The 14711-nt window shown below is 72.6% G+C and carries 13 protein-coding genes; 10 read left to right on the top strand and 3 right to left on the bottom strand.

The features are described 5' to 3' along the window. Positions 1–9: 9 nt before the first annotated feature. Both QDS12_RS00835 and QDS12_RS00830 read right to left on the bottom strand, forming a co-directional pair. Complete coding sequence (locus QDS12_RS00835; protein WP_279876306.1) at positions 10–1524, bottom strand: glycosyltransferase family 39 protein; 1515 nt, start codon at positions 1522–1524, stop codon at positions 10–12. Between the two features lie 9 nt (positions 1525–1533). After that, a complete protein-coding gene (locus tag QDS12_RS00830; protein ID WP_279876305.1) occupies positions 1534–1827 on the bottom strand; it encodes a hypothetical protein in 294 nt (97 codons plus the stop codon). Between the two features lie 110 nt (positions 1828–1937). Between QDS12_RS00830 and QDS12_RS00825 the strand changes: the two genes are divergently transcribed. The 4 genes from QDS12_RS00825 (at position 1938) to QDS12_RS00810 (ending at position 7005) form a co-directional block, all read left to right on the top strand. Continuing rightward, positions 1938–2690, top strand: a complete 753-nt coding sequence (locus QDS12_RS00825; protein ID WP_279876304.1) for an enoyl-CoA hydratase family protein — start codon at positions 1938–1940, stop codon at positions 2688–2690. Between the two features lie 104 nt (positions 2691–2794). Further along, the gene (locus QDS12_RS00820; protein ID WP_347882170.1) at positions 2795–3343 is read left to right on the top strand and encodes a SigE family RNA polymerase sigma factor; all 549 of its coding nucleotides are present in this window, start codon (positions 2795–2797) and stop codon (positions 3341–3343) included. After that, positions 3340–4695 (top strand): hypothetical protein, encoded by a 1356-nt coding sequence (locus QDS12_RS00815; protein ID WP_279876303.1) that lies wholly within the window; start codon positions 3340–3342, stop codon positions 4693–4695. The genes QDS12_RS00820 and QDS12_RS00815 overlap by 4 nt, the downstream gene beginning before the upstream one ends. A 126-nt stretch (positions 4696–4821) precedes the next feature. Continuing rightward, complete coding sequence (locus tag QDS12_RS00810) at positions 4822–7005, top strand: UvrD-helicase domain-containing protein (RefSeq protein ID WP_279876302.1); 2184 nt, start codon at positions 4822–4824, stop codon at positions 7003–7005. Positions 7006–7011: 6 nt separating this feature from the next. On the opposite strand, the gene QDS12_RS00805 is transcribed toward QDS12_RS00810, so the two are convergent. Further along, positions 7012–7935, bottom strand: coding sequence for a DMT family transporter (locus tag QDS12_RS00805; protein ID WP_279876301.1), 924 nt, complete (start codon positions 7933–7935; stop codon positions 7012–7014). 343 nt (positions 7936–8278) lie between these two features. Here QDS12_RS00805 and QDS12_RS00800 point away from each other — a divergent pair, with 343 nt between their 5' ends. From QDS12_RS00800 to zwf, 6 genes are all read left to right on the top strand, one after another. Next, positions 8279–8914, top strand: a complete 636-nt coding sequence (locus tag QDS12_RS00800) for a GDSL-type esterase/lipase family protein (protein WP_279876300.1) — start codon at positions 8279–8281, stop codon at positions 8912–8914. Positions 8915–8981: 67 nt separating this feature from the next. Continuing rightward, complete coding sequence (locus QDS12_RS00795) at positions 8982–10922, top strand: anthranilate synthase family protein (RefSeq protein ID WP_279876299.1); 1941 nt, start codon at positions 8982–8984, stop codon at positions 10920–10922. Between the two features lie 2 nt (positions 10923–10924). Beyond that, positions 10925–11485, top strand: a complete 561-nt coding sequence (locus QDS12_RS00790; RefSeq protein ID WP_279876298.1) for an aminodeoxychorismate/anthranilate synthase component II — start codon at positions 10925–10927, stop codon at positions 11483–11485. After that, positions 11482–12804 (top strand): anthranilate synthase component I family protein, encoded by a 1323-nt coding sequence (locus QDS12_RS00785; protein ID WP_279876297.1) that lies wholly within the window; start codon positions 11482–11484, stop codon positions 12802–12804. Before QDS12_RS00790 ends, QDS12_RS00785 begins: the two co-directional genes overlap by 4 nt. Positions 12805–12808: 4 nt before the next feature. Further along, entirely contained in the window at positions 12809–13204 is a 396-nt protein-coding gene (locus QDS12_RS00780) for a VOC family protein (protein WP_279876296.1), read from the top strand. 65 nt (positions 13205–13269) lie between these two features. Further along, positions 13270–14709, top strand: a complete 1440-nt coding sequence (gene zwf, locus QDS12_RS00775; RefSeq protein WP_279876295.1) for a glucose-6-phosphate dehydrogenase — start codon at positions 13270–13272, stop codon at positions 14707–14709. Positions 14710–14711 lie beyond the last annotated feature (2 nt).

Below are 14711 nucleotides of genomic sequence, written 5' to 3'. Positions count from 1 at the left end.
TCAGTCGGATCAGGCGTCGTAGTGCACCAGCCGTGGCCACTGCTCCGCCCACGACCCGATCGGCCCGGCGCACAGCCGGACCGGCAGCCCCTGCTCCTCGCCGTCGACGTCGAGGTGGTTGTCGAGGCGCGCCATCACCCGGCAGCCGGTGAAGTACCTGTCCGCCTCGATGTCGCCGACGACCACGACCGGCGTCGCCGCCGCGGCGGGCGGTCCCCAGTTGCGCCAGCCGTTGTGGCCGCTGAAGACCGGTAGCCCGACGTCGTACCACTCGGCGGCGCCGGCCTCGCCGTAGTTCTGCGTGAAGACGACGGCCGTACGCCGCTGTTGCGGGCTGAGGCCGTCGACGACCGCGCGGATCTCGTCGGTGTAGGCGGGCCAGCCGATGGTCTCGCGCTGGTCCTCCCCGGCGTCGGCGTAGAAGGTGCCGGCCCAGGCGTGCGCCGGGAGCACGGGAAGGAAGATCGGCCAGGCCACCGCCGCCGAGAGCACCAGCACCACGCCGGCCGCGACGATCCCGCGACGACGCCAGCGCTCGGCGAGCACGACGCAGCCGGCGGCGAGCAGCGGCGGCACGGCGCCGGCGAGGTAGTAGCCCTTGCCGCCGACGACCAGGAACCAGGCCGCGAGGATCAGGAACGTCACCGCCACGGGGCGGACGGTCCGCCACTGCGGCCGGCGCAGCAGGGCGACCAGCCCGATCAGCCAGACCACCGCGATGAGCGGGCTGAACATGATGAGGGTCTCGGCGACGTAGCCGATCCGGCCGCCGACGCCGCCGTACTCGTCCCGGATGTCGGCGGCGAGCGCGAAGACCGGCCAGTCGTGGCGCGCCTGCCAGACCAGGTTGGGCACCCACATCGCGGTGGCGAGGAGCGCGGCGAGCCACGGCCACGGCGTGCGCAGCGCGGGGCGGGACTCGCGGAGGACGGCGAGCGCGACCAGCATCGCGACGAGCAGGAACGCCACCGCCTGCTTGTTGTTGAGGCCGACGCCGGCGACCAATCCCGCCGCGAGCCACAGCCAGCGGGCGCGGCGCGCGTCGGCTCGGAGCGCGGCCGTGACCAGCGCCAGCACCGAGGTCCAGGCGAGCATGTCGAAGGTCGCCGTGGAGAGCAGGTGGCCGAGGGCGAGCACGATCACCGACGCCGCGCACACGACCGCGGCCAGCAGCTGGGCGGCGGTGCTTCCGCCCAGCGTCCGCGCGAACCAGGCGGTCAGCAGCGTCACCGCCACGGAGGCGAGCACGCTCGGCAGCCGCAGTGTCAGCACGCTGTGCGGCGCCACGAGGTCGGCCAGCCGCGCGAGGGCGGCGGTGAGGGCCGGCTGGTCGGGGTAGCCCCAGGCAAGCCGCTGGCCCGCGGAGGTGAAGTAGAGCTCGTCGCGATGGGGGCCGTAGCGCGGCGCGAGCACGAGCAGCGCGACCGCCTGCACGGCCACGACCAGGAGGACCCCGCGAGCGACTCCGGCGGCGGCGCGGTCAGCGACGTCGCTGCCGGTGCTGCCGCGGGCGGCGAGGGTCACGTTCGGATGCTAGTGGCGTCCAGCCTCGGAGCGCCTCACCCATTCGCGGTTGCCGGCCCGCCGCCGGTCGAACCAGGCGCTGAACGACGTCACCGGCCCCAGCAGGAAACCGAGGAGCAGGTAGCAGACGCCCTGCCAGATCACCTCGCCGCGCGTGGTGACGCCGTTGGAGCCGATCCACCGGCCGCGGTCGGGGAACTCGACGCCGTGGTCGACGCACCAGCCCGTGAAGAGCAGGGAGACGAGGCCGAACATCATCATGGCGACGGCCAGGACCCACACCACCATCCGCACTCGGCTCACCCGCCATCTCCTTCCGGTCGCACGGCGCCGATGCACGGTATCCGCTCGATGCGCCGGCCGTACGGCGAGTGCCGGGATCGCACCCGAGCGATTCCGGCAGGATGGCGGGCATGCCTGATTCCGCTGAGCTGGTCCACTACGCGGTCGCCGACGGCGTCGCCACCCTCACCCTCGACTCCCCGCACAACCGCAACGCGCTCTCGCGGCAGCTCGTGAGCGAGCTGTTCGAGCGGCTCGAGCGGGCCGCCGGGGACGACGAGGCGAAGGTGGTGCTGCTGACCTCGTCGGGTCGGGTCTTCTGCTCCGGGGCCGACCTGTCGGAGGCGGCCAGCGGTGCCGCGGAGGACGGACCCCGCGCCATCGTCGGGCTCCAGCGCGCGATCGTCGCGCACCCGAAGCCGGTCGTCGTCGCCTTGGCGGGTCCGGTCCGCGCCGGCGGGATCGGCGTCGTCGCCGCCGCCGACATCGTCGTCGCGGCCGAGGAGGCCGACTTCGCGCTCACCGAGGTCAAGCTCGGACTGACGCCGGCGGCCATCTCGCTGACGGTGCTGCCTCGGCTGAGCAGCCGGGCGGCGGCGTACGCCTGTCTGACGGGGGAGAAGTTCGGTGCGGCGGCGGCCGCCGGGTACGGGCTGGTGACCACGGTCGCCGCGGCCGACGCGCTCGACGACGAGGTCGCCCGGGTCTGCGCGTCCCTCGTGAGCGGCGCCCCGCAGGGTCTGCGTGAGACGAAGGCGCTGCTCGCCCGGCCGCTGCTGGCCAACATCGACGCCGGCGCCGACGACATGGCCACGCTCAGCGCCCGGCTGTTCGCCTCCGACGAGGCCCGGGAGGCGATGCTGGCGTTCCTGTCGCGGAAGTGATCGGGTCGTGAGTGGGAGTGCGCGGTAGCTCCCGCGCACGACCACTCACGACCACCCACGACCAGCGGGCAACCTTTCGGGCCGATCACCGAGTCGTGGGGGACATGACAGTCATGGGGGTCTCGGACGTGCCGGACGTGCCGGGCGCGCCACGCGTGCGGGACGAGGGCGTCGAGTTCGACGCGTTCGTCGCCGCCCGCTCCAGCACGCTGCTCCGGACGGCCTACCTGCTCACCCGTGACCACGCCCTCGCCGAGGACCTCCTCCAGACGGCGCTGACCAAGGCGTGGTTCGCGTGGTCGCGGATCGAGACGGCACCGGAGGCCTACGTCCGCAAGGTGCTCGTCAACACCTACGCCACCTGGTGGCGGCGGAGGTGGAACGGCGAGCGAGCCAGCTCCGACCTTCCCGACCCGGGGATCGCGTCGTCGGCGGACGCGTCCGACGCCAGCCACGACCTGTGGCAGGCGATGGAGCGGCTGCCCCGGCGCCAGCGCGCCGTCGTCGTGCTGCGCTACTTCGAGGACCTCTCCGAGTCGGAGACCGCCGCCGTGCTCGGCTGCGCCGTCGGCACCGTCAAGAGCCAGGCCAGCAAGGCGCTCGCCAAGCTCCGCATCGACCCCGCCCTCGCGACCTCCGAGGAGCTCTCGTGAACACCCTCGACGACCTCCGCTCGACCCTCGCCGTCCACGCACCGGGCGAGGATGCCGCGCTGCTCGACCGTGCGTCCGCCGTCCGCTCCCGCGTCCGAGTCGTACGTCGGCGCCGCCGGGCCTCCGCCGTCGTCGGCGCGGTGGCGGCGGTGGCGCTCGTGGCAGCCGGGATCGTGCTGCCGCGGCTGGTCACCGACCGCGGCGACTCCGACCTGGCCGCGGCCACGACCGTGATCGTCGACGGGTTCGAGTACCGCCTCGTGAGGGTCGTGCAGACGAAGCCGGGGCAGAAGAGTCTCGACGTCGACGTCCCCCGCAAGGACTCCGACCAAGCCATCGCCCTGCTGGCCGAGGGCCTCGGTGACGGCAGGGCCACGCTGCAGAACGCCTATGACGACTCGGAAGGGGACTCCTGGAAGGGGAAGCCAGGCGACCGCATCGTCAAGGACGGAGCGAACCCGGCGATCCCCATGCCGGTCTACTTCGACGATGCCTCCCCGGACCTGCGCTTCCGCCTCGAGGTCGAGGCCGGCACGGCCCGCACCCAGGTCGGTGTCGCGTTCTACGAGCGCACCGGCCGCATGCCGAAAGGTCTCGTGGCACCGGGGGGCAAGACGGTCTTCCGTCAGCAGGTCGGCTCCCGACGACTCCTGGGCGGAGCCTTCGCGGAGCCGGGTGAGGCGGAGGTGACCTTCGGCTTCACGGGCCGGATCGACCAGACGACCCTGGAGGGGCTCTGCACCCTGAGCACCGGCGGTAGCCCCGACGGACCGCCGTGGGTCAACTTGGCGATCGACGGCAGCGGTCCCCTGTCCTGGGGTGGGTGCCGCGGGCCCGCCGAGGACGCCGGTTCGGGAAGCACGCGCTGGGACGACCCGCGCGGTGGCCGGCACACGGTCCGCGTCTGGGTCAGCGAGACGGCCGGCGGTGCGCCGCACGCCTACCCGGGCATGACGCTGGGCGGCGCCGTCTATGACGACAGTGCGGCGGTCATCGTCAACGGCGCCCGCGTCGACCCGGTCATCGAGTTCGACGGTCGGGTCTGGGAGCTCGACCGCACCGAGATCGTCCGGTCACGCCCGGGCCGGCACTCGCTGACCTTCTCGTCCAGCGCCGACGTCCCCGTCCTCCTCGGCTACGCCACCGATCACGTCACGAGGCTCGACGCCACGATCGACGGCGCCGTCAGCAGCACCGACGGGGGCTTCACCAACGGAGGTGGCCGGGAAGCAGGGGGTGTCGTCTCTGTGAGCACGCTCCTGCTGCCGGTCGGCGGCACCTACACGCTCACGTGGCCCCGGAGGGACGTCGGTGCAGGCGTGGCGATCCTGGTGTACCGCCCCCGGGACTGACGGCGGGCAGGGTCAACACACGAGAGGATCTGCGCCCGGAGCATGGCAAAGGGTAGGCTTTTCGACTTGCTGCCCTCGGATGGAGCGGGTGGCTGGGACACAGATGAGCCTCGAGGGGAACGCGGGTTGAGCGAGGAGCTTGTCGAGCAGGAGATCGCGCGCGAGCAGGCGTTCGTAGACCAGGTCTACGTACAGCTCGAGAAGTCGGCGAAGTCGGCTCAGGCGCTGGCCACGGAGGGGCACGCGCGCGGTGGCCTCGGCCACGAGGGTGGTCTGGTCGAGCGCGACGCGATGGTCTTCCAGGCCGCGCGCCGCATCGCCCAGCTGGACGCGGCGCACGAGGGGCTGGTCTTCGGCCGCCTCGACCTGCGCGCGGAGGTCGACGGCGAGCCGCGCTACATCGGCCGGATCGGCCTGCGTGACGAGAACCGCGACTCGCTGCTGATCGACTGGCGTGCGCCGGCGGCGGCGGTGTTCTACCAGGCCACGGCGGCGGAGCCGCAGAACGTCGTACGACGCCGGGTGCTCCGCTCCCGCGGGCGCGACGTGCTCGGTGTCGAGGACGAGCTCCTGGACGCCGAGGCGCAGACCGAGCTGCCGATCGTCGGCGAGGGCGCGCTCATGGCGCAGCTGAGCCGCGCGCGGGACCGGCAGATGCACTCGATCGTCGCGACCATCCAGGCGGAGCAGGACAAGGCGATCCGCGCGCCGGGCAAGGGCGTGGTGTCGATCTCCGGCGGCCCGGGTGTCGGCAAGACCGTCGTCGCCCTGCACCGGGCGGCGTACCTGCTCTACACCGACCGCCGCCGCTACGAGGCCGGCGGCGTGCTGATCGTCGGCCCGTCCGGCGTGTTCATGACCTACATCTCGCGCGTGCTGCCGAGCCTCGGCGAGACCGCCGTCGCGCTGCGCAGCCTCGGCGAGGTCGTCGACGGCGTGCGGGCGACCCGCCACGACGAGCCGGCGGTCGCCGCGGTGAAGGGGTCGGCCTCCATGGCCGAGGTGCTGCGTCGGGCCGCCCGTCAGCAGGCGCCCGGCAGCCCCAGCGAGTTCCGGATCTTCTACCGCGACGACGTGCTCACCCTCGACCGTGGACGGCTCGGCACGATCCGCCGCCAGCTGATGAGCCAGGGCCGGCGCAACAAGCAGCTGCCGCGGGTGGCCAACACGTTGCTCGACGCGCTGTGGCGCCAGGTGCGCGGCGAGCGCGGCCGGGAGCGCGGCAAGGAGGCGTTCGAGGACGAGATGCTGGGCGACCAGCGGTTCCTCGACTTCGCTGGGACCTGGTGGCCGGCGCTCGACGCGCAGACCGTGCTCGGCTGGCTGCGCGACCCCGAGTTCCTGGCTCGCGTCGGCGACGGCGTCGTCTCGTCCGAGGACCAGGCGCTGCTCCTCAAGTCGTGGTCGTCGCACCCCGGTGACCTGTCCATCCAGGACGTCCCGCTGCTCGACGAGCTGCGCTACGCGCTCGGCGACATGCCCGAGACGCCGACGGACGAGCGCGACGTCGACCCGGAGCTCGGGATCAACGTCCAGGAGCTGATGACGGCCGCCGACCGCGAGTTCGCCGGGGGCCCGGGCTGGCGTCCGCCGACCAATCGGATCGAGGACGACCCGTTCGCCCACGTCCTCATCGACGAGGCTCAGGACCTGACCCCGATGCAGTGGCGCATGGTCGGCCGCCGCGGCCGTACGGCGTCGTGGACGATCGTCGGCGACCCGGCCCAGTCCTCCTGGCCGGTGCCGGCGGAGGCGGCGGCCGCTCGCGCCGAGGCACTCGAGGGCAAGCAGGTCCACGAGTTCCACCTCGGCACGAACTACCGCAACAGCGCCGAGATCTACGACTTCGCTGCCGCGTACGCCGAGCGGGTCGGCCTCGACGCCGACCTGCCGACGGCGGTGCGGTCGACGGGCGTGGAGCCGGTCGTGCTCGGCCTCCCCGGTGAACCCGTGCCCGACCTCGAGGCCGCCACCCGTGCCGAGGTCGCCCGTCTCGCCGGGGAGGTCGCCGGCACCGTCGGCATCGTCGTGCCCGTCGCCCGCCGCTCCGAGGTCAACTCGTGGCTCGCGTCCTGGCCGGAGCTGGCCGAGGACGCCCCGTCCGCCCGGGCGTCGGCCGCCGACGCCGGCACGACCCCGTCCGGCGAGGACCGGGTCGTCGTGCTCACGGGCCTCGACACCAAGGGCCTCGAGTTCGACGGCATCGTCGTCGTGCGCCCGCAGGAGATCGAGGACGAGTCGCCGACCGGCCGCGCGACGCTCTACGTCGTCCTGACCCGCGCCACCCAGCTGCTCACCACGATCAGCTGAGCTACGTCATGCGGGCGGAGCCACCGGTTGCCCCGTCCGCGTGACGTCGGGCCCCGTCCGGCCGAGCCCGGCGACGGCCACGAGCACGAGCACCACGCCGACGATGGCGACGAGCCCGATCCGCTCGTCGAGGACGACCCCGGCGACCAGCGCGGCCGTCACGGGCTCGAGCAGGCTGGCGAGCGTCGCGGTGTGCGCCGGCACGCTGCGCAGGCCGGCGTACAGCAGCAGGTAGGCGCCGGCCATCGTGGCGACCCCCAGGTAGAGCAGCCACCCGGTCACGACCGGACCGTCCGGGAGGCGCCGGCCGCCGACGAGCAGCAGCGGGCTGAGCACGACCGCCCCGCAGAGGGTCGCTCCGGTGGCGAGGGCGGTGGGCCGCGCGCCCATCGCGATGCGGCGGCCGACGGCGGTCGTGACGGCATACGTCGTCCCCGAGGCGAGCGCGAGCAGCACCCCGCGCACCGGGTGCGGGCCGATCGCGCCGCCCGGGCGCGAGACGAGCAGCAGGCCAGTCAGCGCGGTGACGAGGACGAGCAGCTCGCCGGGCGACGGCAGTGCCCGACGGCGTACGGCGGCGTGGACCGCGAGCAGCACGGGCGCGACGCCCAGGCTGACCACCGTCGCGACCGCCACCCCGGCCTGCGTGACGGCGACGAAGTAGAGCGCCTGGTAGGCGCCGGTGGTGGCGCCGATCAGCGGCGTGCCGAGCGGGTGCCGGCGCAGCACCCCGCCGAGGTCGCGCAGGCCGCCGGGCAGGAGGGCGAGCAGTGCGAGCATGACGGTGCCGCCGATGAGCATCCGCTCGGCGCTCAGCACCAGCGGGGACAGCGGCTGGTCGCGGCGGATGAGCTGGACGGCGAGGCCGCCGGTGCCCCACAGGACACCGGCGAGAGCGACCTGCAGCAGGCCGCGACGATAGGGGGACATCAGGGAGCTCCTGGGATCGAGGCGGGAGGGACTCGTCTCGGAGCGCGCGGAACATCCGCCCGGGAAGGACGGGGTGATCGGGGCTCCGGCTCAGGCGGCCGGAGGCGGAAGGATGCCCAGGAACTTCGTCACCCAGGGGATTGTGCCAGGAAGCGGCCCGGTGACGCACGCGTCACACGGACGGAGCCACTCGCTCGCTCTGTCCGTGTGACGTCGTGGCGCCGGCACGCTACGGCTCAGGTCGGGTCTCCCGCGGCCGATCACGAACACGCGGTGCCCTGTCCGGTCCGGTCCGATCCGGGTTAACGTTTCGCCGCCCCCTCTCCACTCGGAACGGAACTCGATGCGGCCGCTGCGAACGCTCCTCGGTGCCGCGCTGGCACTCGTCGTCGCGGGCACCCTGGCGTCGCCCGCGAGCGCGGGTCGGCCGCTGCACGGTCGCCAGGTCGGTCCCGCCTCGGACCGGCTGGTGTGGTCGACGGCCGGCTCCTACGTGCTCGGTGACTCCATCTCCGCCTTCGGGTCGGAGGACCTGCTGAGACGACGGCCGCGGTGGACGATCAACGCCCTGCACGGCCGTCCGGTCACCGCGCTGCCGGGCCTCGTGAAGAACCTGCGCGCCGTCGACCAGCATCCCTTCCGGGTCGTCATCGAGCTCGGGTCCAACCAGGTGCCCGGGTGGACGAAGGCCGACTACGTGGCGGCGATCGACCAGCTGCCGCGCGGGACGCGAGTGCTGCTCGTGACGCCCTACAAGGCGGCCGGGGGCCGCTGGTCGCGGCGCGGCGTGGAGACCGTCGGGCGCTACGCCCGCTGGATGCAGCAGATCGCGCGGACGCGACCGCACACCTGCGTCGTCCCGTGGCGGGCCACCGCGTCGGCCCACCCGGAGTGGCTGCGCGACGGGCTGCACCCCAAGGCGGACGCCTACGGCCAGTGGGCCGACCTCATCCTCGCCACCGACAGCGCCTGCCGCTGAGCCGGCCGGCGTCCACCCCGCCGTCTCGCCTCAAAACCGGTGGCGACCGGCGACTACGCTGCCGCTCATGACCACGCACACGAACGCCCGGGACGCCATCGCCGCGATCCAGGGGCACGAGGCGTGGGCGCTCATCCGGCGCTCGACCCGGGTCGGCGGCAAGGACACGATCGGCGCCCTCGGCGGCCGCCGCTGGGTGGCGGAGTCGCTGCTCGACGTACCGCTCGAGACGGGTGCGCCCGAGCCCGGGCACACCGTCGACCGCCTGCTCGCGGTGCCGTTCCGGCAGGTCGCCGAGCGCGGGTTCGCGGCGCACGACGACGGGACGCCGCTGGTCGTGGTCGACGTCGAGACCGAGATCGAGCTGACCGTCGCCGACGTGATCGAGGCGTTGCCGGACGGCGACATCGACTTCGACGACCGCGGCGGCTTCGAGACCTCCGACGCCGACTACGAGAAGGTCGTCGAGGCGATCATCCGCGACGAGATCGGTCAGGGCGAGGGTGCCAACCTGGTCATCGGCCGGCACTACCGGGCCGTCGTCGCCGACTGGAGCGCCGACAAGGCGCTCACCGTCTACCGCCGGCTCCTCGAGCGCGAGCGCGGGGCCTACTGGACCTTCCTGTTCTTCACCGGTGACCGCTACCTCGTCGGTGCCTCACCGGAGCGGCACGTCTCGATCGCGGGCGGTGACGTCCGGATGAACCCCATCTCGGGCACGTTCCGACTCCCGCAGGTGGCAGGGGAGACCCCGGAGGCCGTCGCGGCCGAGCTCAAGCCCGCGCTCCTCGACTTCCTCAAGGACGAGAAGGAGATCTACGAGCTCTACATGGTCGTGGACGAGGAGCTGAAGATGATGTGCGACATCTGCTCCGAGGGCGGCCAGGTGCTCGGCCCGTTCCTCAAGCCGATGTCACGGCTCATCCACACCGAGTACCTCCTCGCCGGCCACACCGACCGCGACCCGCGCGAGGTCCTGCGCGACACCATGTACGCCGCCACGGTCACCGGCTCGCCGGTCGAGAACTCCTGCCGGCTGATCAAGCACTACGAGCCGGAGGGCCGGGGCTACTACGGCGCCGCGCTCGCGATCCTCGGGCGGGACCCGTCCGGCGCGGCCGTCCTCGACAGCCCGATCGTCATCCGTACCGCCGACGTGACGCCCGCCGGCGAGCTGAAGGTGAGCGCCGGCGCCACCCTGGTGCGCGACTCCGACCCGGCGTACGAGGTCGCCGAGACCCACGCGAAGGCCGGCGGCATCCTGGCCGCCTTCGGTCTCGTCCCGCCGGCCCCGGTCCCGTCGGGGCTCGGTGTCCCGGAGCTGGTCGCCGACGAGGACGTGCTGCTCGAGCTCAACAAGCGCAACCGCCGGCTGTCGTCGTTCTGGCTGACCGACCAGGCCGGGGCCGCGCCCGACCCGCGGCTGGCGGGGAGGTCGGTCGTCATCCTCGACGGCGCCGACGACTTCGTCCGGATGCTGCGCCACATCCTCGGTGTCTTCGGCATGACGTCGACGGTCGTGCGGCACGAGGACTACGTCGACGGCTGCCTCGACGGCTACGACCTGGTCATCGTCGGCCCTGGACCGGGCGACCCGCGGGACGACGCCGACCCGAAGATGGCCAACCTGCGCGCGGCGGTGGCCTCGCTGCTCGTCGCCGGGCGGCCGTTCCTCGCCGTCTGCCTCGGGCACCAGGCGCTGTGCCACCAGCTCGGCATCGGGCTGCACTACAAGGACATCGTCTTCCAAGGCACGCAGTCGGCGGTCCCGCTCTCCCTGCGCGGGCAGGGCCGGACCGAGCGGGTGGGGTTCTACAACACGTTCGTCGGCCGGGCCGACCGGGAGCTCCCGACGGGCGTGACGGTCGACGCCGACCCCGCGTCGGGCGACATCCACGCGATCCACGGCCCGCACTTCGAGGGGATCCAGTTCCACGCCGAGTCGATCCTCACCGAGCGCGGCTACGACCTGCTCCACGAGCTCGCCGCGCGCCTGCTGCTGGACTGAGCATGGCCGCGCGGGTGGTGGTCGTCGATCACCACGACTCCTACACGTGGAACCTCGTCCACCTCGTCGCCGCGGTCACCGGTGTCCTGCCCGACCTGGTCGAGCACGACGAGGCGTCGTGGGTGGACCTGGCCGGCTACTCGCACGTCGTGCTCTCACCGGGTCCCGGTCACCCGGCGTCGGCACGCGACTTCGCCCTCGGGCGCGAGGTGCTGCTCGCCGCCGACCGGCCGGTGCTCGGCGTCTGCCTGGGGATGCAGGGGCTCGTGACGGCGTACGGCGGCGTGGTGGACCGGGTCGCTCCGGCCCACGGTGACGTGGCCGCCGTGACCCACGACGGCCGGGGCGTGTTCGCCGGTCTGCCGTCGCCGTTCGCGGCCGTGCGCTACCACTCGCTGGCGGCCGTGGCACTGCCCGACTGCCTCGAGGCGACGGCATGGGCGCCGGACGGCGTCGTCATGGGCGTACGCCACCGGACCCTGCCGCTCGAGGGCGTGCAGTTCCACCCGGAGTCGGTGCTGTCGGAGCACGGGGCGGCGATCGTCAGGAACTTCCTGTCGTGATCGAGGAGCTCTTCACCGAGGTGGCGCGCGAGCACCCGCGCTGCGTCTGGCTCGACGGCGGCGGTGGACGGGAGTGGTCCGGACGGCGCTCGCTGCTCGGGTGGCTCGAGCCGTCGGACGTGTCGCTGACCTACTCCGCCACCCGGGGCGAGGTGCTCCGTCATGCGGAGGGGCGGTCCGAGGTCGTCGGCGACGACATCTGGACGGTCCTCGAGCGGGAGGTCGCCACGGGGGGTCAGTGGTTCGGCTACCTCGGCTACGCCTGCCGCGCCGACCTGCCCGCCGCGCCGTCCGCCGAACTCCCCGACGCCGTCTGGATGCGGCCGAGCCGCGTGCGGATGGTGGAGCACGAGGGTCTCGATACGCCCTCGCTCGTTCCTCGCGAGGGCTACTCGACCAGCGAGGGTCGGTGGGCGAGCGCCAGCGAGGGTCGGTGGTCGAGGAGGGCGAGCGCCAGCGAGCCCGTATCGAGACCACCCCACGCCTACCGCTCCGCCTTCGCGGCCGTCCAGGAGGCGCTGCACGCGGGCGACACCTACGAGGCCAACCTGACCTACCGGCTGACGGCCGACGCGGACCGCGACCCGGCGGAGACCTACCTGCGGCTGCGACGGACGAACCCGGCGCCGTATGCGGGATTCCTGCAGCACGACGTGCTCGGTGCCGGTGCGTGGCTGCTGAGCTCGAGCCCGGAGCGCTACGCGCTGGTCGACGCGGACGGCGGGATCGAGACGCGGCCGATCAAGGGCACCACCCCACGGGCCGACGACCCCGACGAGGACGCGGAGAACGCGCGGCGGCTGGCGGAGGACCCGAAGTTCCGCAGCGAGAACCTGATGATCGTCGACCTGCTCCGCAACGACCTGTCGATGGTGTGCGAGCCGGGCACCGTCACGGTGCCTGACCTGATGCGGGTCGAGTCCTACGCGAGCGTCCACCAGCTCGTGAGCACCGTCCGGGGCCGGCTGCGGACCGACGTCGGCACCGTCCGCGCCCTCCGCGCGCTGTTCCCCGCGGGCTCGATGACGGGCGCGCCCAAGCTGCGGACGATGGAGCTCGTCGACCGGGTCGAGACGACGCCGAGGGGCGCGTACGCCGGCGCGTTCGGTTGGATCTCCGCCGACGGCCCGGCCGATCTCGGCGTCGTGATCCGCACGCTCACCAGCCCCGACGGCCGGCACTGGACGCTCGGCACCGGCGGCGGGATCACGGTCCGCAGCGACGTGGACGAGGAGTACGCCGAGAGCCGGTGGAAGGCGGAGCGACTGCTCGCCGCGCTCGGCGTGGACAGTGACCGCGACGACGGCATGGCAGGCTGACCGCATGGGAATCTCACTGCGCAACGTCGTGCTGGACACCACCGACGTCCCGCGCCTCGCGGCGTTCTACCAGGGCCTGCTGGGATGGCAGTTCTCCGACGGGGACGACCCTGACGATCCCACCTGGCGCACCCTCGTCGGTCCCGGCGGTCAGCGGATCGCCTTCCAGCAGGCCGATGCCGTCGCGCCGACGACGTGGCCCGACACCGACGTGCCGCAGCAGCTGCACCTCGACTTCAAGGTCGACAGCGTCGAGGAGCTGGAGGAGCAGCACGCCCGGGTGCTCGGGCTCGGCGCCGCCGTACGGCTGGAGCGGATGGACGATCCGGAGGAGCCCCTGCGTGTCTACACGGATCCGGCGGGACATACCTTCTGTCTGTTCGCATGGCCGGCGGGCTGATCGTTCACCGATGATTCGCACGGCCCGCGACGGTGCAGCGACAGGAGAGGACTAACGTGGACGACATGGCTCAGCCGCACGTGATCGTGCTGTTCGGAGCGACCGGCGACCTGGCGCGCCGGAAGCTGTTGCCCGGCCTGCTCCGCCTCTACGAGGCCGGGCTGCTCAAGGACTCGATGATCGTCGGTACGTCGCTCGAGGAGATCGACACCGAGGGCTTCGTGAAGATCGCGCGGGATGCGTGCGAGGAGTTCGGCAAGGGCGTCGTGACCGACCAGCGCTGGGCGCCGTTCGCGGCGATGCTCTCCTACGTGCCGACGTCGCAGGGCGCGCACGCGCTGGCCGACCTGGTCGAGGAGGCCGAGCGCAGGCTCGGCGGCCCGGCGCAGCGGCTGCACTACCTCTCGGTACCGCCGAAGGCGGCGCTCGACGTCATCCACGAGCTCGACGAGGCAGGCCTGGTCGAGCGGGCGCGGATCATCATGGAGAAGCCGTTCGGCACCGACCTCGCCTCCGCGAAGGTGCTCAACGCGGCCGTCCACCAGGTCTTCGACGAGGACCAGATCTTCCGGATCGACCACTTCCTCGGCAAGGAGGCGGCCCAGAACATCCTCGCGTTCCGGTTCGCCAACGGTCTGTTCGAGCCGATCTGGAACCGCAACTTCATCGACCACGTCCAGATCGACGTGCCCGAGACGCTCGGCCTCGAGGGCCGCACCGCGTTCTACGAGAGCACCGGCGCCTACCGTGACATGGTCGTCACCCACCTGATGCAGGTGCTGGCGTTCATGGCGATGGAGCCGCCGACCTCGCTGGCACCCGGGCCGATCGGCGACGAGAAGAACAAGGTGTTCCGGTCGATCCGCCCGATCGACCCGGCCAACGTCGTGCGCGGCCAGTACACCGGCTACCGCGGCAAGAACGAGGTCGCCGACGACTCCGACACCGAGACGTTCATCGCGCTCAAGGTCATCATCGACAACTGGCGCTGGGCGGGTGTGCCGTTCTTCCTGCGCACCGGCAAGAAGATGGCCGAGGGGGCGCGGATCATCTCGATCGCTTTCAAGGAGCCGCCGCTGACCATGTTCCCGGCCGGTTCCAACGCGGGCACCCAGGGCCCCGACCACCTCACCTTCGACCTGGCCGACCAGTCGAAGATGTCGTTGTCGTTCTACGGCAAGCGCCCCGGCCCCGGCATGAAGCTCGAGAAGCTGTCGATGCAGTTCGCCACGCAGGAGACCACGTCGGCGGTGGGCGTCCTCGAGGCCTACGAGCGGCTGATCCACGACGCCATGCGGGGCGACCACACCCTCTTCACCACCGCCGAGGGCATCGAGACGCTCTGGGAGATCTCCCAGCCGCTGCTCGACGCACCGCCGCCGGTCCGGCTCTACGCCCCGGGCTCGTGGGGCCCCAACGCCATCCACCAGCTCATCGCGCCGCACGCCTGGCGGTTGCCGTTCGAGCGGTCGTGGCGCGAGACGGGCACGAGCAGCAGGTCCTGAGT

Source organism: Nocardioides sp. CER19, from assembly GCF_029846275.1.
Lineage (GTDB): Bacteria > Actinomycetota > Actinomycetes > Propionibacteriales > Nocardioidaceae > Nocardioides.
Note: the sequence above shows the minus strand (reverse complement) of the source record. Positions and strands in the feature narration are given on the sequence as shown.